The organism is Streptomyces specialis (genome assembly GCF_001493375.1).
Classification (GTDB): domain Bacteria; phylum Actinomycetota; class Actinomycetes; order Streptomycetales; family Streptomycetaceae; genus Streptomyces; species Streptomyces specialis.
This window is the reverse complement of the sequence record NZ_LN929755.1, coordinates 161,769-185,160: the sequence shown is the minus strand read 5'-3', so window position 1 is coordinate 185,160 and position 23,392 is coordinate 161,769. Positions and strand designations below refer to the sequence as shown.

The 23,392-nt window shown below is 71.7% G+C and carries 24 protein-coding genes; 11 read left to right on the top strand and 13 right to left on the bottom strand.

The window, feature by feature from the left end; genetic code table 11:
• Positions 1 to 124 precede the first annotated feature (124 nt).
• From BN2279_RS00865 to BN2279_RS00850, 4 genes are all read right to left on the bottom strand, one after another.
• Positions 125 to 1,600, bottom strand: a complete 1,476-nt coding sequence (locus BN2279_RS00865) for an extracellular solute-binding protein (RefSeq protein WP_059005711.1) — start codon at positions 1,598 to 1,600, stop codon at positions 125 to 127.
• Between the two features lie 100 nt (positions 1,601 to 1,700).
• Positions 1,701 to 4,010, bottom strand: a complete 2,310-nt coding sequence (locus BN2279_RS00860) for a polysaccharide pyruvyl transferase family protein (protein ID WP_059005712.1) — start codon at positions 4,008 to 4,010, stop codon at positions 1,701 to 1,703.
• Positions 4,007 to 5,191: a SirB1 family protein gene (locus BN2279_RS00855; RefSeq protein WP_079031698.1), complete on the bottom strand. Its 1,185-nt coding sequence runs from the start codon at positions 5,189 to 5,191 to the stop codon at positions 4,007 to 4,009. Before BN2279_RS00855 ends, BN2279_RS00860 begins: the two co-directional genes overlap by 4 nt.
• A gap of 133 nt (positions 5,192 to 5,324) precedes the next feature.
• The gene (locus BN2279_RS00850) at positions 5,325 to 6,050 is read right to left on the bottom strand and encodes a uracil-DNA glycosylase (RefSeq protein ID WP_324612796.1); all 726 of its coding nucleotides are present in this window, start codon (positions 6,048 to 6,050) and stop codon (positions 5,325 to 5,327) included.
• A 408-nt stretch (positions 6,051 to 6,458) separates the two neighbouring features.
• Between BN2279_RS00850 and BN2279_RS00845 the strand changes: the two genes are divergently transcribed.
• The gene (locus tag BN2279_RS00845; protein WP_159037013.1) at positions 6,459 to 6,986 is read left to right on the top strand and encodes a hypothetical protein; all 528 of its coding nucleotides are present in this window, start codon (positions 6,459 to 6,461) and stop codon (positions 6,984 to 6,986) included.
• A gap of 174 nt (positions 6,987 to 7,160) precedes the next feature.
• Here BN2279_RS00845 and BN2279_RS00840 read toward each other — a convergent pair whose 3' ends face one another.
• The 4 genes from BN2279_RS00840 to BN2279_RS00830 form a co-directional block, all read right to left on the bottom strand.
• Entirely contained in the window at positions 7,161 to 8,183 is a 1,023-nt protein-coding gene (locus BN2279_RS00840) for an NsdA family TPR-like regulatory protein (RefSeq protein ID WP_059005714.1), read from the bottom strand.
• Positions 8,184 to 8,275: 92 nt separating this feature from the next.
• A complete protein-coding gene (locus BN2279_RS26925) occupies positions 8,276 to 8,530 on the bottom strand; it encodes a type II toxin-antitoxin system RelE family toxin (RefSeq protein ID WP_079031699.1) in 255 nt (84 codons plus the stop codon).
• A complete protein-coding gene (locus BN2279_RS00835; RefSeq protein ID WP_059005715.1) occupies positions 8,527 to 8,844 on the bottom strand; it encodes a hypothetical protein in 318 nt (105 codons plus the stop codon). The genes BN2279_RS26925 and BN2279_RS00835 overlap by 4 nt, the downstream gene beginning before the upstream one ends.
• Positions 8,845 to 8,928: 84 nt before the next feature.
• The gene (locus BN2279_RS00830; RefSeq protein WP_059005716.1) at positions 8,929 to 10,266 is read right to left on the bottom strand and encodes an NsdA family TPR-like regulatory protein; all 1,338 of its coding nucleotides are present in this window, start codon (positions 10,264 to 10,266) and stop codon (positions 8,929 to 8,931) included.
• A gap of 135 nt (positions 10,267 to 10,401) precedes the next feature.
• Between BN2279_RS00830 and BN2279_RS28990 the strand changes: the two genes are divergently transcribed.
• From BN2279_RS28990 to BN2279_RS00800, 6 genes are all read left to right on the top strand, one after another.
• Positions 10,402 to 10,737, top strand: a complete 336-nt coding sequence (locus tag BN2279_RS28990; protein ID WP_059005717.1) for a hypothetical protein — start codon at positions 10,402 to 10,404, stop codon at positions 10,735 to 10,737.
• Positions 10,734 to 11,015 (top strand): helix-turn-helix domain-containing protein, encoded by a 282-nt coding sequence (locus BN2279_RS28985; RefSeq protein WP_059005718.1) that lies wholly within the window; start codon positions 10,734 to 10,736, stop codon positions 11,013 to 11,015. The genes BN2279_RS28990 and BN2279_RS28985 overlap by 4 nt, the downstream gene beginning before the upstream one ends.
• A gap of 596 nt (positions 11,016 to 11,611) precedes the next feature.
• Entirely contained in the window at positions 11,612 to 12,715 is a 1,104-nt protein-coding gene (locus BN2279_RS00815; RefSeq protein WP_234347238.1) for a protein-L-isoaspartate O-methyltransferase family protein, read from the top strand.
• Between the two features lie 173 nt (positions 12,716 to 12,888).
• A complete protein-coding gene (locus BN2279_RS00810; RefSeq protein ID WP_059005720.1) occupies positions 12,889 to 13,164 on the top strand; it encodes a hypothetical protein in 276 nt (91 codons plus the stop codon).
• Entirely contained in the window at positions 13,145 to 13,663 is a 519-nt protein-coding gene (locus BN2279_RS00805; RefSeq protein ID WP_407702169.1) for a DUF6879 family protein, read from the top strand. Before BN2279_RS00810 ends, BN2279_RS00805 begins: the two co-directional genes overlap by 20 nt.
• Positions 13,664 to 13,675: 12 nt before the next feature.
• A complete protein-coding gene (locus BN2279_RS00800) occupies positions 13,676 to 14,524 on the top strand; it encodes a helix-turn-helix domain-containing protein (protein WP_059005722.1) in 849 nt (282 codons plus the stop codon).
• A 97-nt stretch (positions 14,525 to 14,621) separates the two neighbouring features.
• On the opposite strand, the gene BN2279_RS00795 is transcribed toward BN2279_RS00800, so the two are convergent.
• On the bottom strand, positions 14,622 to 15,125 hold the full coding sequence (locus BN2279_RS00795) for a peroxiredoxin (protein WP_059005723.1): 504 nt from the start codon (positions 15,123 to 15,125) through the stop codon (positions 14,622 to 14,624).
• A gap of 152 nt (positions 15,126 to 15,277) precedes the next feature.
• On the opposite strand from BN2279_RS00795, the gene BN2279_RS00790 reads away from it, so the two are divergent.
• Positions 15,278 to 15,646 carry a nuclear transport factor 2 family protein gene (locus BN2279_RS00790; RefSeq protein ID WP_059005724.1) on the top strand — a complete coding sequence of 123 codons (369 nt, stop codon included), beginning with the start codon at positions 15,278 to 15,280 and terminating at the stop codon, positions 15,644 to 15,646.
• A gap of 60 nt (positions 15,647 to 15,706) precedes the next feature.
• Here BN2279_RS00790 and BN2279_RS00785 read toward each other — a convergent pair whose 3' ends face one another.
• Both BN2279_RS00785 and BN2279_RS00780 read right to left on the bottom strand, forming a co-directional pair.
• On the bottom strand, positions 15,707 to 17,545 hold the full coding sequence (locus BN2279_RS00785) for an acyl-CoA dehydrogenase (protein WP_059005725.1): 1,839 nt from the start codon (positions 17,543 to 17,545) through the stop codon (positions 15,707 to 15,709).
• Positions 17,546 to 17,559: 14 nt separating this feature from the next.
• On the bottom strand, positions 17,560 to 18,330 hold the full coding sequence (locus tag BN2279_RS00780; protein WP_059005726.1) for an SDR family oxidoreductase: 771 nt from the start codon (positions 18,328 to 18,330) through the stop codon (positions 17,560 to 17,562).
• 190 nt (positions 18,331 to 18,520) lie between these two features.
• Between BN2279_RS00780 and BN2279_RS00775 the strand changes: the two genes are divergently transcribed.
• Positions 18,521 to 19,921, top strand: a complete 1,401-nt coding sequence (locus BN2279_RS00775; protein WP_059005727.1) for a cytochrome P450 — start codon at positions 18,521 to 18,523, stop codon at positions 19,919 to 19,921.
• 71 nt (positions 19,922 to 19,992) lie between these two features.
• On the opposite strand, the gene BN2279_RS00770 is transcribed toward BN2279_RS00775, so the two are convergent.
• Positions 19,993 to 20,430: a VOC family protein gene (locus BN2279_RS00770; protein WP_059005728.1), complete on the bottom strand. Its 438-nt coding sequence runs from the start codon at positions 20,428 to 20,430 to the stop codon at positions 19,993 to 19,995.
• Positions 20,431 to 20,514: 84 nt separating this feature from the next.
• Here BN2279_RS00770 and BN2279_RS00765 point away from each other — a divergent pair, with 84 nt between their 5' ends.
• Positions 20,515 to 20,952 (top strand): VOC family protein, encoded by a 438-nt coding sequence (locus BN2279_RS00765; protein ID WP_059005728.1) that lies wholly within the window; start codon positions 20,515 to 20,517, stop codon positions 20,950 to 20,952.
• A gap of 71 nt (positions 20,953 to 21,023) precedes the next feature.
• On the opposite strand, the gene BN2279_RS00760 is transcribed toward BN2279_RS00765, so the two are convergent.
• Complete coding sequence (locus BN2279_RS00760; RefSeq protein ID WP_059005727.1) at positions 21,024 to 22,424, bottom strand: cytochrome P450; 1,401 nt, start codon at positions 22,422 to 22,424, stop codon at positions 21,024 to 21,026.
• A gap of 190 nt (positions 22,425 to 22,614) precedes the next feature.
• Here BN2279_RS00760 and BN2279_RS00755 point away from each other — a divergent pair, with 190 nt between their 5' ends.
• Complete coding sequence (locus BN2279_RS00755; RefSeq protein WP_059005726.1) at positions 22,615 to 23,385, top strand: SDR family oxidoreductase; 771 nt, start codon at positions 22,615 to 22,617, stop codon at positions 23,383 to 23,385.
• Positions 23,386 to 23,392: the final 7 nt, after the last annotated feature.

Genomic DNA, 23,392 nt, shown 5'->3' with positions numbered 1-23,392 from the left:
CCGGGGGCGGCGGCGGGGGGGGCGGGGTGGGGGGGGGGGCGGGGGCGGGGGGCGGGGGGGGGGGCGAGGGGGGCGGGGGGGGCGCGGCCCGGTCGGCCGGGTACCGGTCAGCGGAGTGTTCATGTCAGGCCACCCACCCTCTCGCGACGACGCGGTCGATGCGGTCGGCGGCGGCGCGCATGGCGCCGGCCGGTGAGGTGTCGCCCGCGACGAGGCGGGAGAGCTGGGTGTAGAGGGCGGTGTCGCACTCGTTCCACATGGGGATCTTGGGCCGCAGCCCGATGTTCTCCTCGGCCCACGCGTCGCGCACGGCGCGGGCGGAGAGCATGTTGGGCATCGCGGAGGGGCGCTCCTGCGCGGCGACGACCTCGGGCATCTCGTAGACGGAGGTACGGGTCGGGGTGCCGCCGCCGACCTCGCTGGCGAGGTTGGCGCGCTGGGTGTCGGGGGCGGTGGCCCACACGAGGAAGAGCCAGGCCGCCTCGCGGCGTCGGCGCGGCACGGCCTCGGAGATGGCGATGCCGGTGCCGCCGTACATCCCGGCCGAGCGGGCCGGGCCCTTGGGCAGCCGCGCGTAGCCGACCTTGCCGGGCAGGACCTGCTCGTTGGAGGCGGCGAACTCGTGCCAGTTGGGGCACATCGCGAAGCGTCCGGCGCGGAATCCGGCGCCCACGCCGTCCCAGTCCCAGGTGCGGGAGCCCGGGTCGGCGACGGCAAGGAGCCGCTGGTAGAACGCGGCGGCGGCCTCGGCCTCCGGGGAGCGCAGCAGCGAGCCGCCGGGGTCGGTGGTGCCGAGGCGGCCGACGCGGGCGTCGTCCTGGAAGTACCGGCCGCCGTAGGCCCACAGCACGTTGGAGAAGTCGCACATCAGCGCGTCGTGCTGCTTGGCCTGGTGGCCGGTGCCGTACGCGACGTCGTCGGTCTTGTCGTTGAACCAGCGGGCGATCGCGTAGTACTGCTCCCAGGTGGTGTCGTCCGAGGGCATCGGGTCGAACCCGAGGTCGTCGGCCATCCGGTCGCGGTGCTTGGTGAACAGGTCGGCGCGGTACTGCCAGATCATCGTGGGCGAGTCGTAGGGCAGCGCGAGGATCTTCTCGGCGTCCGCGCCCTCGCCGAAGCGGCCGGCCGCGTCGAGGTGGGTGGGGATGAAGTCGCCGAAGCCGCCGGGCAGCCGGGGCAGCGCCGGGTCGTCCTGGAACTGCCGCAGGTCGGCGAAGGCCGGGGCGTAGGGGGCCAGGACCATGTAGGGGTCGGCGTAGACGACGTCGTACTCGCCGTTGCCGGAGGCGAGGTCCAGCGCGACGCGCTGGGCGAGGGCGGACAGTTCCAGCGTCACGATGGTGACGCGGATGCCGGTCAGTTCGGTGAACGGCCGCAGGTCGGCCGCGATGGCGGCGGTGGGGGCGGTGTTCTCGGAGACGAAGTTGAGCGTGGTGCCCGCGTAGCGCCGCCAGGGCTCGGCGTCGGCGTCGAACGCCGCGTCGGCCCGGCCGCCGCAGGCGGAGAGGAAGCCGAGGGCCCCGGCCGCGGCGGTGCCGCGCAGCAGCGCGCGGCGGCCGAGCGGCAGGGCCGGGGGTCTCGCGGTGACAGGTGGGGACATCGCGGCTCGTCCTTGGGTCGCGCGGAAGGGACGAGCGACATTGTTAGCAGAACATGCCCCCGTTGTTAATACATCTTGTGAGATATTCGGAGTGCTTCTCTCATGCTTCCGCCGGCATGGCGTCCCGTCCGGTGTCCTCCCCGGTGTCGATGCCGAACAGTTCCCGGAGCGTGGCGACGTTCGCCTCGGTGATCCGCCACAGCTCGCGCTGCCGGTCCCGCACGTCCGCGACGGCCGCCGCGTGGTCGTCCAGCAGGGACACGGCCCGTTCGGTCAGCCGGGCCGCCAGCGCGCGGTCGTGGACGGTGACCCCCCACTCGGGGCGGCCGATGTCGGCCAGGAAGTACGCCAGCTTCGGATGGGAGACCAGACTGATGATCGGTGTGCCGCAGCCGAACGGGATCATCCCCGCGTGCCCGCGCATCCCGATGACCAGCCTGGCGCGCCGGAAGACGTCCCGGATCTCGTCGTTGGTCCGCTCGTACAGCGGCTCGACGGGCAGCGACAGCCCGTGCTCGCGGCGCAGGTCGTGCACGAACCGCTCGTCGGTCGGCATGTGCGCGGCGTACCGCACGTCGGCGTGCCCGCGCAGGGTCCGCAGGGCGGTGGCCATCTGGGCGAGGAAGTGCCCGTAGTCGTGGCCGAAGCGCAGACCGGCCCGGTCGTAGGCGCAGTTGAGCAGTACCGTGTCGTCGCGCCGGTCCGCGTCCCGCCAGCCGGGCACCAGCCGCCGGGTGACGGTGGTCGGGCACGGCTGGTACAGCACCCGGTCGCGCAGCTCCTCGGGCAGCAGCTCCCTGACCCGTTCCACCGAGCCCCGGTTGCGCAGCCCGAAGAACGCCGAGCGCTCGACCAGGACGCGCAGGCTCTCGGTGAAGCGGCGGCGCCGGTAGCTCTGGCCGTCGAAGACGTTGTAGCCGACCGCGAAGACCGCCAGCGGCACGGTGAGCCGGGCCAGCGCCGCGTCCGGCACGTTCCACTGCCAGGCGCTGTTGCCGTTGGGCGCGGTGTCCGGCAGGAACAGCCCGCCGCCGCCGACCACGAGGCCGCGCCGGGCGTTGACCCGTTCCAGCGCGGCGTCGTCGAAGAGGCGGTGCGCGTGGACGGACGTCCAGCGGCCCGGGCCGGTGTCGGGGCCGAAGCAGAGCCGGACCGCCTCCGGCAGCACCTTGTCCCCCGCGTTCTCGCGCCCGTCGGCGAAGAGCGCCACGTGCGCGAGGCCGCCGTCCGACGCGGCGGCGGTCGCCGTGCCCGTGCCGGCCGTGGCGCCGGGGGCGTTCTCCCGCCGCGTCCGGTCGTACCAGGCGCGGCAGGTCGCGTCGGTGGGGTCGGCGTCGAGGCCCTGCCGCGCGTAGGCGCCGGCCCGCTCGTCCGCGCCGCGCAGCCAGGCCAGGCGGGCGAGCTGCGCGAAGACGCGGGCGGCGATGTCGGGCGCGGCGGTGGCCAGCAGCAGGTGCGTCTCCGCCTCGTCGTAGCGGGACATCGCCATCAGCGACATGCCGAGCGTCTGGTGGCACCGGGGCCGGTCCACGGCGGTGCCCATCACGGGCGCCAGAACGTCCACGGCCTCCTCGTACCGGCCCTGCTGCCGGTACACCTCGGCGACCGCGCGGGCCAGGTCCACGGTGGGCCGGTCCCGCAGCAGCGGCTCGGCGCAGTGCAGCAGCAGGTCGGGATGCTTGGTGCCGGGCAGCGCGCAGTACGCGGCGCGGAAGGCCGCGTCGTCCATCGCGAACCGGCTCCTGGCCTCCTCGGCGGGCGCGAACCCGGACCCCGGCCCCGGCCCGTGCGGAAACCGGAGAACGGCGACGGTGTCCGGCACGGGCGTGTCGTCGAACAGGCGGCTCGCGAGGAAGTCGTACCGCGCGTCGATCCGCACCAGCACCCCGTCCAGGGCGGCGTCCAGACCGCCGGGGCCGGCGGCCAGGAGCCGGGCGCGCAGGGCGTCGTCCACCGCGTCCCGCTGGACGACCAGCAGCCCGTCGTCCGGCACAACCCGCCGCCCCTTGCCGGGCTCGTCCGTCCCGCCCGGGTGATCCGCGAGCGGCTGCGGGACCGCGCCGATCCCCTCGCGCATCCGCAGCAGCTCGCCGATGTCGCCGAGCACCACCATCCCCGGGTCCAGCGCGATGACCGTGTCGTGGTCCGCGAGCCGGAAGACGTCGGCCCGGCCGCCCGCGTCGGCCCGCCGCGCCAGCAGGCGCGGGTGGAGGCGGCGCGCCGCGTCGAGGGCGTCGTCCGGCAGTCCGGGGTGGAGCAGGACGAAGTCCTCGCACACGGCGGGGTTGGTCAGGGCCAGGCTGCGCAGCAGCGTGAGCAGACCGGGCAGCCGCTCCTCGTCGGCGTAGCAGGCGAACGCGACGCGGCGCTTGCCGGTCACCGGTCGTGAGTCGTCCGGCGCGTGTGTCATCGAAGCGCGATCCTCATCCCGGTGCCGCAGTTCACGTTCTTCGCGTGGGCCATGACCCACGCCCGCTCCTCGTCGCCCAGCTCCCCCGGGTGGTGCACGCCGAAGAGGTCGATGCGGGGGCTGACGTCGAGGAAGTCCAGCAGCCGGATCACGGCGAACGCGGTGCTGCCGCCGTCCGCCCGGCCGTCGCCGACCAGCGCCGGATCGTTCAGCGGCCGGCGCAGCGTCGCGTCGCCGAAGTACCGCTGCGCGCCCGGCACGAGGCGGCGGCGCAGCGCCTTCCGCCACGCGTCGGCGGACTCCCCGAAGACGAGCCGGATCTCCGCCGGGTGCCGCCACGCCGGGCCCTCCCAGGGGGCGCGGCCCCGGACGGACACCGCGTGCAGGTCGGTGCGGCCGTCGTCGGGCGCCGCGTCGTACCGCACCACGAGGTCGTACGGGTCGAGCCCGGCGCTCGGCTCGGCCCCGGGCGCGACGACGCAGGCGGTGCGGCCGGCTATCCGGCTCCGCAGGCCCGGCACGTCGATGGGCTCGCCGGGGGCGAGGAGCGGGTCGGGCATCCGGCCCTCGGCGGTCAGCCGCCGGTAGGCCGCGTAACGGGCGGCGAGCCGCCGCACCTCCGGGTCCCCGGCGCCGCGCCCGGAGATCCCGGCCTCGACGCGGGCGGCGAACTCCGTCCTGGCCTCGGCGGCGGGCCCGGCGAACGCGGCGCCGAGGCCCGCGTCCTCCAGGCAGGAGCGGATCTCCTTCAGCACGCCGAGCCGGCGGGCGATGTCCTCGCCGTCGCCGGTGTCCTGCCGGAGGGCGAGGTGCCGTTCGTAGGCGTCGACCGCCTCCTCGTTCCGCCCGAGCGCCTCGGCGGCCAGGCCGCGCAGCCGCCAGGCGCCCCGCGACCGGGCGCGGAGCGCGGTCGCGGTGTCGGCGAGGGACAGGGCGAGCCGGTTCTCGCGCTCGCCGCCCGCTTCGAGGGCGCGGTTGCCGGTGGCGAGCAGGGCGTCGAACGTCTCGTCGGGACCGGCCGTCAGGAGGGTGCCGATGGCGGCGGCGAGCCGCTCGTCGCGCGAGCCTCCGAGGTACTCGGCGCAGCCGCGCACCGCCCGCGCCGTCAGCTCCTCCTGACGCGCGGCGTCACGCCGCCGCGCCCCGAGCAGCCCCGACAACGCCCTTGTCGCCTTTGCCATGCCGTCGCGCTCCACCGTTCTGGGACAGGAAGCCGACTGTGCCCCACAGTGGGCCCGCGAAAGCGACTTCCGTGCGTCTGCCCGGTGAACAGTAGTCGTCGGAACACCGGGCGCGATATCCCGCGTCGGACGGTCAGGGCGCCAGCCCCGCCGCGTCCCGGGCCGCGCCAAGGACGTCCAGGAGCATGTCGGGGGTGAGCCGACCGGTGAAGGTGTTGCGCTGGCTGACGTGGTAGCACCCGAAGACCCGCAGGTCACCGAGGTCGAGGCGGACTCCGTGCCCGAACGCGGGCCGGGGCCGGGGCACGTCCCACCCGGCCTCGGCCAGCGCGGGCAGCGCGGACTGCCAGCCGAACGCGCCGAGGACGACGACGGCCCGCAGGTGGGGCCGCAGCAGCCGCAGTTCGCCCAGCAGCCAGGGGCGGCAGGTCGCGCGCTCGGCGGGCGTCGGCTTGTTGGCGGGCGGGGCGCAGTGCACGGGCGCCGTGACGCGCACGCCGCGCAGCGCGAGCCCGTCGTCGCGATAGGTGGCGGTGGCCTGGCTGGCGAGGCCCACGGCGTGCAGGGCGGCGTAGAGCACGTCGCCCGAGCGGTCCCCGGTGAACATGCGCCCGGTGCGGTTCCCGCCGTGCGCCGCCGGCGCCAGCCCGATCACCAGCAGCCGCGCGTCGGCGGGCCCGAACCCGGGCACCGGCCTGCCCCAGTACTCCCACGACGCGAACGCCGCCCGCCGCTCCCGCGCGACCTCCTCCCGCCACGCGACCAGCCGCGGACAGGCCCGGCACCCGGTCACGGCGGCGTCCAGCTCGGCCATGCCGCGCGCGGCGGCCCCGTCCAGGACCGGATCCGTCTCGTTCATCGGGTCCATGGTGCCGCAGGAGCCGCGCCGCTCACCCGGCTGCCGGAGGCGGGCCGTACGGTCGCGGCCCGAGCCCGTCCGGTCGGTGCGGTGAGCTTTCCGCCTGCCCATAGATTCGCTCTTATCAATCCGACTTGATTTGCTATCGGGAACAGTCTGGCCGGTGCGCCTCCGCGCATGCCAGCATCCAGGCGGCAACGCTTCGCCCTTTCCTCGCGAACATGGGCGACTGCGGACCGTGCTGGATCAGCATGGAATTTCGGGGGGAAGACCACGTGTGCGCAGTGACGCATCGCGCGCGCCGATGCGGCGAACCGTCGGTGCGCGATCGTTCGGCGACAGCACCGTCCAGGCAAGCTGTTCCCGGTCGCACACGCACACACGCCGAGGGCGGTGTGACGTGTCCACGTGCGTAGTCCCGAGATCCTCGAAGCCCCTGTGACGCCGACTCATGCGCGCGGCGGGGCCGAAGTCCGTCGCGATCTCGAACGACAGGAAGGGACCGTCATGAAGTTCAAAAACCCCCTCAAGAGCCTGCGGCGGCGCCGTTTCACGGTGCCCGCGGCCATCGCCGGCGCACTGGCCATGACCGTGTTCGCCGCGACTCCCGCCTCGGCGATGTACATCGATTACAGCCCCGGGGAAATCGGGTCCGGATGGGACTTCAACGATGTCTGTCGCCCCGGCACTGTCTGTGTCTGGGATTCGCTGATCGTCATGGGCAACTCGGTGCCCGAGGGTCGCTATTCCGATTACGGCACCTACGTCATCGGCGTCAACCGTGGCGATCACACCATTTGGAACAACCAGTTCGGTGATGACCGCGTACAACTCTGCCACGACATCGCCGGCACCGACTGCCCCGTGACGCTCCACCCGGATCAGGCGGCCCACGGTTCGATCGCCGAGTACTGGTCGATCAAGCTGCTCCCGTAGCCATCACCACCCGGCTCACCCGGTGGACCGGTCCTCGTGTCACGGGCCGGTCCGCCGACTGGGCGGGCGGAGAACACCGTTGTCGTATGCGGGCGATGCGCGCCGTCCACCGACGTATCCCCGGCGGCGGGGCGGTGTGCCGCGCCTGTCTCCCGTCGTGGTCGTCGCTCCCCGTCACGCGGGTGTCGGTCGGGGGGTGTTGAGGGTTCGGGAGCGTTCGTGGAGGGTGCGGGCTGTGGCGTTGGAGAGGTAGGGGCGCAGGCGGGCCTTCATGGTGGCCACGCGTTCGTCGGCCTGGCCGGACTGGAGGTAGGGATATTCGTCCAGGACGCCGTGCCAGGTGGCGCAGGCTGCTTCGAGGTGGCCAAGCTCCAACTGCCGTTCCGCCAGGTGGGCATTGAAGCGGACCCGCGCGCGGCGTCGGTGTTTGTCCAAGAGCCTGGAGTGCAACTCCAGGGACGCCACGCTCCCGGCGACATCGCCCAGCTCGTAGCGGACCTGGGCGGTGATCTGAGCCACCGTTGACGGGCCGAACTGGCCTGAGCCCTCTCCCCGGTTCTCCGCCTGCTCCATCGCGGTCTCGGTCTCCGCCAGGGCCCGGAGCGCCTTTTTGCCGTCGCCGTTGGCGGCCAGGACGTGTGCGTGCTGTCCCGCGAAGAACGAGCGCCTCCGTGGCCCGGCGTCCGGGGCTGCCGTGGCGGCGGTGGACAGGCGCAGTGCGGTGGAGGCGTCTCCGAGGCTCATCGCCTGGACGGACATTCCCCGGAGGATGGTGCAGTACAGCAGGTGGTCCTCGGCGGCACCGGCGAGTTCCAGGGCCTTGGCGTAGTACCGCTGGGCGAGACCGTGCGCGCCCTCGTCCACAGCCATCCAGCCGGTGAGATAGCAGAGGTTTGACGCCGCGGAGAGCAGGGCCGTGCGCACCTCCTCCGAGCCTTCTGCCCGCAGGCAGGGCGCCACGGTGTTGATCAGGAAACTCGCGGCGACCGGCCGGGTGTCACGCCCACCGAACTCACCGTCCCTGCGATCCAGCAAATCCGTCATGCTGGTCACCGCCTCGAGGTCGGCCATGCCGATGCGCCGGACCTGTTGCCCCTGGACGGCTTCTAGGCGGCCCACGACGTCATGCCACCCGGGAATGGACAGCGCGGCCGAGTAGAGACTGACGTGCAGTACCCCGCGTCGGGAGGGATCCATATCACTCCTACAAAGGTCCACCAGTTCCTCGACGGTACTGATACCCGCCGGTCAGGACTGGGGAAGTCGGATGACCGGGGTCACGGCAGAAATCAGGGTTTCGGCACACGCCCCACAGTCTCGATACCCACGATCAGCGGCTCGTTGCTGACGATCCGATACAGCACGCGATAACGGCCGACATGAATGCGCAAATGATCAGAGCCATAGGGCTGCGCCCCGGGCGGCCGTGGATTCTTCCTCAGCAGGTTCACCGCGTCGAGTACGTGATCAACCCCGCCGGGGTCGTCCTTTTGGTATTTCGCCAGTGATCTCTTAGCCCCGGAGGACCACGTCACCCTGCTCACGCGTCATCCCCGCCCCAGCCCCGCAACTCGGAGACGACATCCTCGTGATTCAGGCTGTCGTCCTCGCCCCGCAGCCGGGCGATTTCGTTTCGGGCGAGGGCCAACGCGTCGCGCAGGTCTTCCCAGTCCGCCGTGCTGATCATGAGCGCCAGCACCTCGTCTCCATCGGTGAGCGCGACACGCCGGCGCTCCGACCCGACCCGCGCGGCCAGCGCCCTCAACTCCGCTGCGGCAGCACCGACATCGAGACTGCCGTCGGGCGCGGTCTCGTCATCGTCGCGGACACCCTCCATGAGGGCGTTGATGGCGTCCATACCACTCCCTGACGTCTACCGTTCGTGCGGCAATGGTCTCAGACGGTAACGGCCAGGGCCAGAACGCCTGGCGGTCACTTCCCGTCACGCGGGTGTGGGGCGGGGGGTGTTGAGGGTTCGGGAACGTTCGTGGAGGGTGCGGGCTGTGGCATTGGAGAGGTAGGGGCGCAGGCGGGCTTTCATGGTGGCCACGCGCTCGTCGGCGTAGCCGGACTGGAGGTAGGGGTAGTCATCGAGTACACCGTGCCAGGTGGCGCAGGCTGCTTCGAGGTGGCCAAGCTCCAACTGCCGTTCCGCCAGGAGCGCGCCGCACCTGACCCGGGTACGGCGGCGCCGTGTGTCCACCAGCTTGCTGTGCAGCCCAAGGGACTCCAGGCTTCCCGCCACGTCGCCCAGCCCGTACCGGACTTCGGCCACGTGGTAAGCGACCGTGTCCGGACCGTAGCCACGTGTCTTGGTCTCCGCCTTGTCCATGGACGTCTCCGTGACACGGATGGCGCGGAGGGCGTTCTGCCGTTCTCCCGAGGCCGCGTAGGCATGTGCCTGGTGTCCCGCGAAGAACGCGCGGGTCCGGTGATCGGCGTCCGGGGTGACCGCTGCGGCGGTCGCCAGCCGGAGCGCGGTGGGGGCGTCACCAACGCCCAGCGCCTGGACGGACATTCCCCGGAGGATGGTGCAGTACAGCAGGTGGTCCTCGGCGGCACCGGCCAGTTCCAGCCCCTTGACGTAGTACCGCTGGGCGAGTCCATGCGCGCCTTCGTCCATGGCCATCCAGCCGGTGACGAAGCAGAGGTTCGACGCGGCGGAGAGCATGGCCGTGCGCACGTCCTCGGACGCGTCCGCCCGCAGGTGCGCAGCCACGGTGTTGGCCAGGAAGACCGCTGCCATCGGGCGCGTCTCGCGACCGCCGAACTGGGTGTCCCGCTGGCTCAGCAGATCCGTCATGCTGGTCACCGCCTCGACATCGGCCATGCCGATGCGCCGGACCTGTTGCCCCTGAACGGCTTCCAGGCGGCCCACCACGTCATGCCACCCGGGAATGGACAGTGCGGCGGAGTAGAGACTGATGTGCAGTATCCCGCGTCGGGAGGGATCCATATCACTCCTACAAAGATCGATCAACTCCTCGACCGTACCCATACCCGCCCGGCTGTTCGGATCCTCGGCGGGCGGGGGAAAACCCGCGTCAACGTGGGTGACCGGGCGGCCCAGCCGTCGTGACAGGACTTCGACGATGAACGGGCGTGCCTCCTCGCGGGGCATCGTGCCCGCCAGCCAGTTGCTCACGGAAGGCTGCCGGTAATGGAGCCGGACGCCCGACTGCCCGGCCAGCCGGTTCACCGCCCTGGCGAACTGGTCGCCGCGCAGGCGTGATTGCTTGAAGAGTCTTTCCAGCCTGACGTTTGGCGTGCGCTCACCCATCAGTTCACCGAACCTCGTTGATGGCATTGATGCCTTGCGGAACCACTTGACAGCCCGTCCCTCACACGACGGTACCGCTCACATGCTGCTCTGCGTTGTGCTTGGTGCGCAAGCAGTGACGACGAAGGAGTGGAGATGGGCGACATGTCGCCCCGCGTGGGGCAACTCGTACGGGATCTCGGCCGGGACACGGTGGGCGTCTACATGGGCATGGCCGGGCCGTACTTCATGCTGCGGCCCGTCAACGGCGGCCGGGAATGGTCCGTCGCGGCCGGTGCGTTGCGGCCGTTGGCGGTCGAGGACGTCCGTGCGGACCTGTCCGACGCCCTGGAAGCGGCGGGAATCGCCCTGCCGACGCCCACCGTGTCGCTCACCGGGCCGCCGGTGATCGAGCTGGGCCGGTGCGGCCTGGTCGCCGCCGTGCGACTCGCCACCGCGCTGCGGCTGGTGGCGGAGGGGGCGGGCGAGTGACGACCGCCAGGTGCCCGCACCGGAAGCTGGAGGAGCGCGACGGCGCCAAGTTCTGCGCCGGCTGCGACGCCCAGATCTACTTGCCCCGGCGCCGTCCCGTCCCGAAGGAGGCCGCGATCCGGCGGTACGAGGAGGGCGAATCCCTCGCCTCCCTCGCCCAGTCCTTCGCCGTCTCCGAGACCACCCTGCGACGCCGGTTCACCGAATGGGACATCCCACTCCGAGCCCCGGCCGAAGCCTCCCGCCTCCACCGCCCACTCTCCACGTGGAACGACTGACGTCACCAGGCAGGCCCGCGCCATCGCTCGCGCCGGCCAACCCCCTTCAGAAAGGCGCACCCGCATGACCACCGAACTCGCGAGGGGCTCGCTCAGGTGATTCCACTGCAACCGTGTGCAATCTGCTCGGAGTTGCGACTCCGCCGTCGCTAGTGTCGTCACCACGGAGGCCGGAAGCGCCCCGACGGGCGCTCCTCCGCCCCGAGGCGGCGGCAAGGAACGGTTGGTACGCGGGACAGATGCTCGGCACGCATGTCCGCGACCCGATGATGCCGACCGGCCCGGTGGTGGAACCCCGGACAGGTCGAGCGGCCGGGGCCGGTTCCCGCGTCACCGATGGACAGTCATGAGCGAGGAGGGCACGACATGCGCAATGCCCGGATCATCACCGCTGCGGACGGAGGACACGGCGGAGGGGAACAGGACGGGGACGACGGTTACCCGGGCACCCCTTGGACACCGCCGCAGGAGCCGCCTTCCCCGGACGGGGAGACCCCGCCCGGCAACGGGACGCACCGCAAGTGAAGCCCGGCTCCGTACAGATGGACCGCCCCGGCCGAAAGGAGCTGGGGCGTGTCCTCCTGGAGACAGGATCGATGACGTCGGACTGGACGCCGACCTTCGCGGCTGTGGACCGGGCGGCCTTCCTGCCTGACCAGATGTGGCCGTTCGACATGGACACGCGTAAGAGCGTCGTCGTGGACCGGGCGGACGACCCGAACGCGTGGTACGCCGCCGCAGACACCAACGTCCCCATCGTGACGCAATGGGATGAAGGCGAGCATTCCGGTACCGCGCCGGGGAGGGTATCGACCAGTTCCTCCTCCATGCCCTCCGTCGTGTACGCCATGCTTCGGACCTTGGACGTGGACCAGGGGATGCGCGTGCTCGATGTCGGCACCGGCACCGGCGAGACCGCCGGAGCTTTGTTCCACCGGTGCGGACACGACCGGGTGACCACGATTGAGGTGGACCATTTCCTGTCACGGCGGGCCCACGAACGGCTCCACGCGGCCGGGCTGTATCCGGAGGTGGTCGCGGGCGACGGGTTCGAGGGCCACGCCGCCAAGGCACCTTATGACCGGATTCTGGCCACTGTGGGAGTCCGGGAGATTCCGCCGGCCTGGATCGAACAGACCCGGCGCGGCGGCCTGATCGTCGCTCCGTGGGGCACCCACTACAGCAACGCGGATGCCGTCGCCCGGCTGGTCGTCGGGGTCGGAGAGGCTTCGGGACACTTCACACGTCCCGTGGAGTTCATGAAACTGCGCGCTCAGCGGGTGTCGCTACCGGTCCACGACGCATACGTCCCGGAGAAGGCCATGGCCCGGGCCGACACGTCCACCACGGACATCACGGAAGCAGAATTCCTCACCGGGAGGTACACCGCCCTCCCCTTTGCTCTGGGGCTCCGTGTGCGGGACTGCGTCCAGGCTGTGGCCGACAAGCGAGACGGGGTTCGCCCGGTGTGGTTCTACGGGCTCGGTGACCGATCCTGGGCATGCGTGATGTTCAGCGATGAGCGTGGCGAAGCACGGGTCTGGCAGTCGGGCCCCCGGCGCTTGTGGGATGAGGTGGAGACCGCCTACCGATGGTGGGACGCCCGTGGCAAGCCCGATCACACACGCTTCGGCCTCACCGTCACCGCCGAGGGACAGCGAGCCTGGCTGGACGACCCGGCCGACTGCTGGACGGTCTGAGCCCCACGGGCCGCACCACTACAGGACCGGCCCCGGTCGTCCGCCTTCCGTGGGGGACGGCCGCCGCCCCACATCTCCGACGCCGGCACGCACTGCTCACCACCGCACAGCAGCAATAACGTGTCGCGACGCTCGTGTACACCCGCGCAAGGCACCCGACAGGAGAGGCGATCATGACCTTCAGGTTCCTGGGCATCATCCCGAACACTTTGACCGACGAGTCTCCGACGATCTGGTTGCATGAGGAGACCGGAGATCTCCTCATTCAGTCGTACAAGGCGACTGAGAGGGAAGTGAGGGAGTGCCAGGAGGTCGGCTCTATCCCCGGCCACTCCACGGACGTTCCCGCTCACGAGGCGATCATCCGGCTTCCGGCGGCCATGCTTCGATACATCCCCCGACCCGACGACAGCAAGGGAGAGGCGGCAGGTGCGAGCACCAGCGCGTGAAGCCATGGCGAAAGCCCAACGCTCCGCCGTGCACCTTGAGTTGCGCGACAGCTACATGCTCGATGACCCCGGCTTCATCAGGTGGCGAGAAGGCAAGCGGCTCGATCCCGGCGACCGGTCGTCGTGGTGGGGCGGTTGGCACGATGCCGTCCGGGAAGCCGTGGCGCGCGGGGTAGTCGTCCGGCGTGCCCGCATCGTTTCCGAGCCGATCAGCGACTACGTGAGGTACGAGTTCGACGGGACGTTCACCAACCTCGCCGCCGGTGAACTTGTCCGCTGGCTGCCCAGGCGGCAGACCACGGACATCGGCCTGCCCGGGACGGACTTCTGGGTCTTCGACGGCGCGCTGGCACTGTTCCATCACTTCACCGGAGAAGGACAGTTGGACGAGGACGGACGGGAATACACAGAGGACCCGAAGCGGGTGAAGTTGTGCACCGACGCCTTCGAGGCAGTGTGGCAACGAGCGATCCCGCACGAGGCTTACCGTCCCCGCTGATCCGTCGGAACCATGGCTTCCTCACCGTCTTCGAGTGCCCAGCGGGCCCGGCAAGGGCTGGCCAATCGACTTGCTGAGATCTGTCGGGACGCTGGGTTGACAGGGCGTGAACTGGCCCACCTCTGTGGCTGGTCCGCCGCCAAGTCGTCACGGATCATCAATGCCCGTACACCGCCGTCCGCCGACGATATCCGGGCATGGTGCCGTGCCTGCGGGGCAGAGGATCAGATCGACGACCTCATCGCGTCGCTGCGATCGGTCGACGACATGTGGGTCGGTTGGCGACGTCTGGAACGTGCCGGGCTCAGGCAAGCCCAGGAAGCACGGCTGCCGTTGTACGAACGCACGCGCCGATTCCGGTCCTATTCATCGTGGATGGTTCCGGGGCTGATCCAGACATACGGCTACACGGAAGCGGTACTGCGAGCAGTGCAGCGAAGGCGAGTCGCGATGGATGACGTGACCGAAGCGGTGGAAGCCCGCATGGCGCGACAGCGCTTGCTGTACGAGAGTGATCGGCTCTTCGCGTTCTTGGTCGAGGAGCCGGCGCTGCGGAACGGGATCGGCGGATCAGAAGTTCTCATGGGACAGCTTCGTCACCTGCTGACGGTCGGCACACTTCCCCATGTGAGTCTGGGTGTTGTGCCCATGCGGCCGAACCGGTCTCGTATGCCCGTCGAGGGCTTCTGGATCTTCGACACAGCGCAGGTGAACATCGAGTTGGTCTCGGGTTTTCTTACGCTCACGCAGCCCACCGAGGTGACCGCATATGCCGAGACCTTCGCCGAACTGGCCGCTATGGCGGTCCACGGTTCCAAGGCTCGTGCGCTGATCACGACGGCGATGGACTCGCTCGGGTGATCGCTGTGCGACTACGGGTCCGGTCCGGGTCCGGCCGGTGAGAAGCCGGCCACGTCAGGTCCCCGGCGAGGGGGCGGCGGGCGTGCGGGCCGGTGTGTCAGTCGTGGGTGGGGTCGTCCGTGGTGGTCGTCGTGAGGTGTTCGGTCAGGGTGTTCACGTCCTGGAAGGTCAGGCCGAGTACGGCCACGTGCCGCCAGCGCACGGTGCCGTCCGTGTCGAGGATGAACACCGAGCGGCGCAGGCCGAGTCCGGGGACGGCGACGCCGAACGCGCGGGCCACCGTCCGGTCGGTGTCGGCGAGCAGCGGGAAGCTCAGCGCGTGGCGGCGGGCGAACGTCTCGTGACTGTCGAGCCCTTGGGGGCTGATCCCCCACACCGTGGCGTCCACGGCCTTGAAGCGTTCGAACTCCGAGGTGTAGGAGCACAGTTGCTTGGTGCAGACCGGGGTGTTGTCGCCGGGGTAGAAGACCAGGACCAGCGGGCCGCTCCGGGGGGCGGTAAGGGAGTAGTCGCCGCGCCGGGCCTCACCGTCGGTGCCGACGACCACGCCGGGCACGGTGAAGTCGGGGGCACGCGTGCCGACATCGGGGACCTTGGACACGGGCGTCTCCTTCGCACTTCCCGGCCGGTGGGGCAGGTCCGGCCCAGCCTACCGGCGGCCCCCCGCCATTACCTCGGCGGTCATCGACCGGGCGTACGGCGGCCGGGCATCGTAGGCGCATCGGAACCCCCCGAACCTTCCAGGAGGAAGCGATGTCCGTGAACTACCAGGCCGCCGTCGAGGGCTACTTCACCGCGTGGAACGCGTCCGGCGAGGCACTCGCGAAGGCCGTGGCCGACGCGTGGACCGAGGAGGGCACCTACACCGACCCGCTGTCCGACGTGCGGGGCCACGAGGAGATCGCCGGCCTCATCGAGGCCGTGCACCAGCAGTTCCCCGGCTTCCGGTTCCGCCCGCTGGGCACGGTGGACGGGCACCACCGCACCGCGCGGTTCGGCTGGGAGCTGGTGTCCCCGGACGGCGCCGCGCCCGTCGCCGGGTTCGACGTGATCAGCATCGCGGAGGACGGCCGCATCGAGGGCGTCAGCGGGTTCCTGGACCGGGTCCCGGCGGGGGCGTAGTCCGGGTGTGGTCCGGCCGGTGGCCTCCCCGCCGCGAGGCAGCGGGGAGGCGCGGGCCGGTCAGAACCAGTCGGGCGGGGTGTCGAGCGCGGTCCGGTCGAGACTGGCCAGCAACGTCAACTGCGGCTCGGTCTTGGGCAGTTCGTGCCGGTAGAAGTACCGGGCGGCCTGCCGTTTGCCGTCGTGGAAGGCGCCGGTGCGGCCCTCGGCCGCCAGGAACTGCTCCAGCCATATCCAGGCGACCACGATGTGCCCGACCGCCTCCAGGTAGATCGAGGCGTTGGCCAGCGCGGTTTCCGCGTCGCCGCCGGCCCACAGGGTGCCGGTCACCTCGGCCACCCGGGCCATGGCGGCGTCCAACCGGGCCGCCATCGCGGCGGGTTCGCCGCCCAGTCCGGCCGCGCGGGCGGTCGTCGCGGCGACGGTCCCGGCCAGCAGCCGCAGCCCCGCGCCGTCGTCCATGATGACCTTGCGGCCCAGCAGGTCGAGCCCGTGGATGCCGTGGGTGCCCTCGTGGATGGGGTTGAGGCGGTTGTCGCGGTAGAACTGCTCGACGTCGTACTCGCGCGTGTAGCCGTAGCCGCCGTGCACCTGGATGGCCAGGCTGTTGGCCTCCAGGCACCACTGCGAGGGCCAGCTCTTCGCGATCGGCGTGAGCACGTCCAGCAGCAGCTTCGCCCGCGCCCGGTCCTCGGGCACGGGCGCCGTCCGTTCCTCGTCCAGCAGCTTCCCGCAGTACAGGATCAGGGCGAGGGCGCCCTCGACGTACGACTTCTGCGCCAGCAGCATCCGCCGGACGTCGGCGTGCTCGATGATCGGCACCTGCGGCGCGGTCGCGTCCCTGGCGGTCGGCGGACGGCCCTGCGGCCGGGTCCTGGCGTAGTCCAGGGCGTGCAGATATCCCGTGTAGCCCAGGGCGGTGGCGCCCAGGCCGACGCCGACGCGGGCCTCGTTCATCATGTGGAACATGGCGGCCAGCCCCCGGTGCCGCTCCCCGACGAGGAAGCCGACCGCGCCGGGCGCGCCCGCCGGACGGAACGCGCCCTCCCCGAAGTTGAGCATGGTGTTGGTCGTGCCCCGGTACCCCATCTTGTGGTTGAGGCCGGCGAGCACCACGTCGTTCCGCTCGCCGGGCGAACCGTCCGCGCCGACCAGGAACTTGGGCACGACGAACAGCGACAGTCCCTTGACCCCGGGCGGTCCGCCGGGGATCCGGGCCAGCACCAGATGGATGATGTTCTCCGACAGTTCGTGATCACCGGCCGAGATCCACATCTTGTTCCCGAACAGCCGGTACGCCTCCGGTCCGCCGTCCGGGTCCGGTTCCGCCCGGGTGCGCACATCGGCCAGCGACGACCCCGCCTGCGGCTCCGACAGGCACATGGTGCCGGTGAATCGGCCCTCGACCATCGGCCGCACGTAGGTGTCGATCTGCTCGCGGGTGCCGTGCGCCAGCAGCAGATTGGCGTTGGCGATGGTGAGGAACGGGTAGGCCGACGTGCCCACGTTCGCCGCCTGGAACCACGCGAAGCAGGCGCTGGTGACGACCGAGGGCAACTGGAGCCCGCCGACCTCCGCGTCCATGCCGCCGCCGATGAGCCCGGCCTCGCCGAAGACGCGCAGGGCTTCCTTCACCTCGGGGATGATGTGCACCCGCTCGCCGTCGAAGCGCGGCTCCTGCGCGTCGTTCTTCTTGTTGTGCGGGGCGAAGTGCCGGGTGGCGATCGTCTCGCTCAGGTCCAGCACCGCGTCGAACGTCTCGCGCCCGTGCTCGGCGAACCGGGGCCGCCCGGTCAGCGACTCGACGTCGAGCCACTCGTACAGCAGGAAGTCCAGGTCGCGCCGGGAGAGCAGCAGGGAGGGCGGCGAGGACGGCGAGGACGGCGAGGAGGGAGCCATGGCGCGCGTCCCGCTCAGACCGTGGTGCCCAGGCCGCCGTCCACGGGGATGACCGCGCCCGTCACATAGGCGCCCGCGCGGCTGGCGAGGTAGACGGCGACGCCCGCCATGTCGTCGGGCCGCCCGATGCGCTGCAACGGCGCCGCCGCCGCGATCTCGTCGCCGAACGCGTCCAGCGTCGCGGCCATCATCTTCGACTCGAACGGGCCGGGCGCGATCGCGTTCACCGTGACGCCCTGCGGGCCCAGCTCCTTGGCCAGCACCCGCGTCAGGTGGTGCAGGCCCGCCTTGCTGGCCGCGTAGGAGTAGGCGGGCAGCGGGCTGACGTGCAGGCCGTCGATGGAGCCGACGTTGATGATCCGCGCCGGGTCCTCCAGCGACCCGGCCGCCCGCAGGCGCGGCAGCAGCGCCTGGGTCAGCAGGAACGGGCTGCGCAGGTTGAGGTCCATCACCTTGTCCCAGCCGCTGACCGGGAAGGTGTCCAGCGGCGCGCCCCAGGTGGCGCCCGCGTTGTTGACCAGGATGTGCAGTGCCTCCTCCCGGCCGCCGATCTCCTCGGCGAGCCGGTACACCTCCTCCTCGCGGGAGAGGTCGGCGGGCAGGGCGACGGCCTCGCCGGACTTGGACAGCTCGCGCACGGCCTCGTCGCACGCCTCCGCCTTGCGGGAGCTGACGTAGACCTTGGCCCCGGCCTCGACCAGGCCGCGCGCGATCATCAGGCCGATGCCACGGGAGCCGCCGGTGACCAGGGCGGTCTTGCCGGCGACGGAGAAGAGCGAGCTCACGACAGGCTCCCTTGCCTGGAGGGGGTGTGTTCCGGAGTGAGGCTAACCATTATTTGAGCATCGCTCAATAGTGGGTGGCGGTTCTCACGGCCGGGTACCGGATCCGGACAAAGTGCGGGGGCCGTGGTCCGGAGCGGGGAGCGGGCGCCGATAATCCGGACGGGTACGCGCAACCAGGGCAGGGAGTGCGATGGCGACCTCAGTGATACCCGGGCCGGCGGGCATGCCGGTCCTCGGATCGATGTTCGACCTGCGGCGCGCGCCGCTGGACACCTTTCTGCGGGCCCGGCGCGAGCACGGCGACGTGGTGCGCTTCACCGCCGGGCCGCCGGGACTGCGCACGGCGCTGTACGCGGTCTTCTCCGCCGACGGGGCGCAGCGGATCCTGGCGGGGGAATCGGCCAACTTCCGCAAGGACAACATCTTCTACGAGGAGCTGCGGCAGACCTTCGGCAACGGGCTCCTCACCAGTCAGGACGACACCTACCGGCGGCAACGCCGCCTGCTGCAACCGCTGTTCACCCCGCGCCGCGTCGAGGGCTATGCCGAGGCCATCACCGCCGAGGTGGGTGCCGTCGCCGACCGGTGGCGTCAGGTGCCCGGCACGGTGCGCGATGTGGCCCACGACATGCGGGAGTTCGCGCTGCGCACCGTGGCCCGCATCCTCTTCGGCTCGGACGCCGACGCCGAGGCGGCCGTCCCGGTCGTGGAGCGCGACCTGCCGGTTCTCAGCGACTACGTCACGCGCCGCGGCTTCTCACCGCTCAACGTGCCCCGGAGCTGGCCGACCGCCGCCAACCGCCGCGCGGCGGCGGCCCGCGCGGAGCTGTACGCCATCTGCGACTCCGTGATCGCCCGGCGCCGCGCGGCCCGTTCGGCCGGCGCGGTCGCGCCGGAGGCCGCCGGGGACGACCTGCTCACGCTCCTCACCCGCGCCGAGGGCACCGGGGCCGACTCGTTCGACGCCGACGAGGTCCGCGACCAGATCCTGATCCTCATGCTCGCCGGGCACGAGACCACCGCCGTCTCCCTCACCTTCACGCTGCACCTGCTCGGCCTCCACCTGGAGGAGCAGGCCCTCGCCCGCGCCGAGGTCGAGAGGGTGCTGGGCGACCGGACCCCGACCGCCGCCGACGCCGAGAAGCTGGTCCGCGTGACACGGGTGCTGAAGGAGGCCATGCGCCTGTACCCGGCCGCCACCGCCATCGGCCGCCGGGTCGTCGCCGACGCCGAGTTCGGCGGCCATCTCGTCCCGGCGGGCTCCGACATCGTGGTCGCCCCGTGGGTGACGCACCGGCATCCGGCCTACTGGGGCGACGACCCCGAACGCTTCGACTCCGACCGGTTCCTCCCCGAGGCGGAGGCGTCCCGCCCCCGGTACGCCTGGTTCCCCTTCGGCGGCGGCCCGCGTGCCTGCGTCGGGCAGCACCTCTCCCTGCTGGAGTCGGTGCTCGCCCTGGCCGTGGTGCTCCGCGAGTTCGAGATCACGTCCCTGGACGAGACGGTCCCGGTGACGTCCGGCGTCACCCTGCGCGCGGAAGGCCCGGTACGCTGCCGCGTCACCCCCATCCCGGGCCGCCAACACGCGTGACGCCCCCGGGCCCGGGGGGCGCTGTCAGGGGAGCAGCGTGTATGACCGCCGCCGGGCCGCCGGGGCCGTGCTCAGGCCGCCGGGGCGGCGGCGACGCAGAAGACATTGCCCTCGGGGTCGGCCATCACGATGTGGTGGCCGTCGAACTCCTCGACCACGCGCCCGCCCGCCCTGACCAGGCGGTCCGCCTCCGCCCTGATCCGCTGCCACCGCTCCCCCGGCGTGCCGTGGCCGGGGACGCGGATGTCGATGTGCAGCCGGTTCTTCGCCGTCCTGGGCTCGGGGACTTTGAGGATGGACAGCCGGGGGCCGGCGCCGTCCGGGTCGCAGAGCCAGGCGCCGTCGTCGGCGGAGTCGTCCTCCGGCGGGTCGAACGACGCGAGCCACTCCTCACGGGTGGTGAACGGGGCGGGCGGTGGCTCGTCCACATACCCGAGGGCCGTCTTCCAGAACGCGGCGAGGACCGAGGCGTCCGCGCAGTCGAGGGTGAGATCGATTCGTGCTGCCATGCCCGGACCGTACCGGTCACCTCTGACACCGGGCCGCGCGGCGCCGCGCGGCCCGGTGTCAGAGGTGACCGGTACGGTCCGGGCATGGCAGCACGAATCGATCTCACCCTCGACTGCGCGGACGCCTCGGTCCTCGCCGCGTTCTGGAAGACGGCCCTCGGGTATGTGGACGAGCCACCGCCCGCCCCGTTCACCACCCGTGAGGAGTGGCTCGCGTCGTTCGACCCGCCGGAGGACGACTCCGCCGACGACGGCGCCTGGCTCTGCGACCCGGACGGCGCCGGCCCCCGGCTGTCCATCCTCAAAGTCCCCGAGCCCAGGACGGCGAAGAACCGGCTGCACATCGACATCCGCGTCCCCGGCCACGGCACGCCGGGGGAGCGGTGGCAGCGGATCAGGGCGGAGGCGGACCGCCTGGTCAGGGCGGGCGGGCGCGTGGTCGAGGAGTTCGACGGCCACCACATCGTGATGGCCGACCCCGAGGGCAATGTCTTCTGCGTCGCCGCCGCCCCGGCGGCCTGAGCACGGCCCCGGCGGCCCGGCGGCGGTCATACACGCTGCTCCCCTGACAGCGCCCCCCGGGCCCGGGGGCGTCACGCGTGTTGGCGGCCCGGGATGGGGGTGACGCGGCAGCGTACCGGGCCTTCCGCGCGCAGGGTGACGCCGGACGTCACCGGGACCGTCTCGTCCAGGGACGTGATCTCGAACTCGCGGAGCACCACGGCCAGGGCGAGCACCGACTCCAGCAGGGAGAGGTGCTGCCCGACGCAGGCACGCGGGCCGCCGCCGAAGGGGAACCAGGCGTACCGGGGGCGGGACGCCTCCGCCTCGGGGAGGAACCGGTCGGAGTCGAAGCGTTCGGGGTCGTCGCCCCAGTAGGCCGGATGCCGGTGCGTCACCCACGGGGCGACCACGATGTCGGAGCCCGCCGGGACGAGATGGCCGCCGAACTCGGCGTCGGCGACGACCCGGCGGCCGATGGCGGTGGCGGCCGGGTACAGGCGCATGGCCTCCTTCAGCACCCGTGTCACGCGGACCAGCTTCTCGGCGTCGGCGGCGGTCGGGGTCCGGTCGCCCAGCACCCTCTCGACCTCGGCGCGGGCGAGGGCCTGCTCCTCCAGGTGGAGGCCGAGCAGGTGCAGCGTGAAGGTGAGGGAGACGGCGGTGGTCTCGTGCCCGGCGAGCATGAGGATCAGGATCTGGTCGCGGACCTCGTCGGCGTCGAACGAGTCGGCCCCGGTGCCCTCGGCGCGGGTGAGGAGCGTGAGCAGGTCGTCCCCGGCGGCCTCCGGCGCGACCGCGCCGGCCGAACGGGCCGCGCGGCGCCGGGCGATCACGGAGTCGCAGATGGCGTACAGCTCCGCGCGGGCCGCCGCCGCGCGGCGGTTGGCGGCGGTCGGCCAGCTCCGGGGCACGTTGAGCGGTGAGAAGCCGCGGCGCGTGACGTAGTCGCTGAGAACCGGCAGGTCGCGCTCCACGACCGGGACGGCCGCCTCGGCGTCGGCGTCCGAGCCGAAGAGGATGCGGGCCACGGTGCGCAGCGCGAACTCCCGCATGTCGTGGGCCACATCGCGCACCGTGCCGGGCACCTGACGCCACCGGTCGGCGACGGCACCCACCTCGGCGGTGATGGCCTCGGCATAGCCCTCGACGCGGCGCGGGGTGAACAGCGGTTGCAGCAGGCGGCGTTGCCGCCGGTAGGTGTCGTCCTGACTGGTGAGGAGCCCGTTGCCGAAGGTCTGCCGCAGCTCCTCGTAGAAGATGTTGTCCTTGCGGAAGTTGGCCGATTCCCCCGCCAGGATCCGCTGCGCCCCGTCGGCGGAGAAGACCGCGTACAGCGCCGTGCGCAGTCCCGGCGGCCCGGCGGTGAAGCGCACCACGTCGCCGTGCTCGCGCCGGGCCCGCAGAAAGGTGTCCAGCGGCGCGCGCCGCAGGTCGAACATCGATCCGAGGACCGGCATGCCCGCCGGCCCGGGTATCACTGAGGTCGCCATCGCACTCCCTGCCCTGGTTGCGCGTACCCGTCCGGATTATCGGCGCCCGCTCCCCGCTCCGGACCACGGCCCCCGCACTTTGTCCGGATCCGGTACCCGGCCGTGAGAACCGCCACCCACTATTGAGCGATGCTCAAATAATGGTTAGCCTCACTCCGGAACACACCCCCTCCAGGCAAGGGAGCCTGTCGTGAGCTCGCTCTTCTCCGTCGCCGGCAAGACCGCCCTGGTCACCGGCGGCTCCCGTGGCATCGGCCTGATGATCGCGCGCGGCCTGGTCGAGGCCGGGGCCAAGGTCTACGTCAGCTCCCGCAAGGCGGAGGCGTGCGACGAGGCCGTGCGCGAGCTGTCCAAGTCCGGCGAGGCCGTCGCCCTGCCCGCCGACCTCTCCCGCGAGGAGGAGGTGTACCGGCTCGCCGAGGAGATCGGCGGCCGGGAGGAGGCACTGCACATCCTGGTCAACAACGCGGGCGCCACCTGGGGCGCGCCGCTGGACACCTTCCCGGTCAGCGGCTGGGACAAGGTGATGGACCTCAACCTGCGCAGCCCGTTCCTGCTGACCCAGGCGCTGCTGCCGCGCCTGCGGGCGGCCGGGTCGCTGGAGGACCCGGCGCGGATCATCAACGTCGGCTCCATCGACGGCCTGCACGTCAGCCCGCTGCCCGCCTACTCCTACGCGGCCAGCAAGGCGGGCCTGCACCACCTGACGCGGGTGCTGGCCAAGGAGCTGGGCCCGCAGGGCGTCACGGTGAACGCGATCGCGCCCGGCCCGTTCGAGTCGAAGATGATGGCCGCGACGCTGGACGCGTTCGGCGACGAGATCGCGGCGGCGGCGCCGTTGCAGCGCATCGGGCGGCCCGACGACATGGCGGGCGTCGCCGTCTACCTCGCCAGCCGCGCGGGCGCCTATGTGACGGGCGCGGTCATCCCCGTGGACGGCGGCCTGGGCACCACGGTCTGAGCGGGAC

What these genes read in the sequence shown, in the direction of transcription:
- BN2279_RS00865 (WP_059005711.1), bottom strand. Translation starts at nt 1,600, where the DNA reads ATGTCCCCACCTGTCACCGCGAGACCCCCGGCCCTGCCGCTCGGCCGC.
- BN2279_RS00860 (WP_059005712.1), bottom strand. Translation starts at nt 4,010, where the DNA reads ATGACACACGCGCCGGACGACTCACGACCGGTGACCGGCAAGCGCCGC.
- BN2279_RS00855 (WP_079031698.1), bottom strand. Translation starts at nt 5,191, where the DNA reads ATGGCAAAGGCGACAAGGGCGTTGTCGGGGCTGCTCGGGGCGCGGCGG.
- BN2279_RS00850 (WP_324612796.1), bottom strand. Translation starts at nt 6,050, where the DNA reads ATGAACGAGACGGATCCGGTCCTGGACGGGGCCGCCGCGCGCGGCATG.
- BN2279_RS00840 (WP_059005714.1), bottom strand. Translation starts at nt 8,183, where the DNA reads ATGGATCCCTCCCGACGCGGGGTACTGCACGTCAGTCTCTACTCGGCC.
- BN2279_RS00835 (WP_059005715.1), bottom strand. Translation starts at nt 8,844, where the DNA reads ATGGACGCCATCAACGCCCTCATGGAGGGTGTCCGCGACGATGACGAG.
- BN2279_RS00830 (WP_059005716.1), bottom strand. Translation starts at nt 10,266, where the DNA reads ATGGGTGAGCGCACGCCAAACGTCAGGCTGGAAAGACTCTTCAAGCAA.
- BN2279_RS28990 (WP_059005717.1), top strand. Translation starts at nt 10,402, where the DNA reads ATGGGCGACATGTCGCCCCGCGTGGGGCAACTCGTACGGGATCTCGGC.
- BN2279_RS00815 (WP_234347238.1), top strand. Translation starts at nt 11,612, where the DNA reads ATGACGTCGGACTGGACGCCGACCTTCGCGGCTGTGGACCGGGCGGCC.
- BN2279_RS00810 (WP_059005720.1), top strand. Translation starts at nt 12,889, where the DNA reads ATGACCTTCAGGTTCCTGGGCATCATCCCGAACACTTTGACCGACGAG.
- BN2279_RS00800 (WP_059005722.1), top strand. Translation starts at nt 13,676, where the DNA reads ATGGCTTCCTCACCGTCTTCGAGTGCCCAGCGGGCCCGGCAAGGGCTG.
- BN2279_RS00790 (WP_059005724.1), top strand. Translation starts at nt 15,278, where the DNA reads ATGTCCGTGAACTACCAGGCCGCCGTCGAGGGCTACTTCACCGCGTGG.
- BN2279_RS00785 (WP_059005725.1), bottom strand. Translation starts at nt 17,545, where the DNA reads ATGGCTCCCTCCTCGCCGTCCTCGCCGTCCTCGCCGCCCTCCCTGCTG.
- BN2279_RS00775 (WP_059005727.1), top strand. Translation starts at nt 18,521, where the DNA reads ATGGCGACCTCAGTGATACCCGGGCCGGCGGGCATGCCGGTCCTCGGA.
- BN2279_RS00770 (WP_059005728.1), bottom strand. Translation starts at nt 20,430, where the DNA reads ATGGCAGCACGAATCGATCTCACCCTCGACTGCGCGGACGCCTCGGTC.
- BN2279_RS00765 (WP_059005728.1), top strand. Translation starts at nt 20,515, where the DNA reads ATGGCAGCACGAATCGATCTCACCCTCGACTGCGCGGACGCCTCGGTC.
- BN2279_RS00760 (WP_059005727.1), bottom strand. Translation starts at nt 22,424, where the DNA reads ATGGCGACCTCAGTGATACCCGGGCCGGCGGGCATGCCGGTCCTCGGA.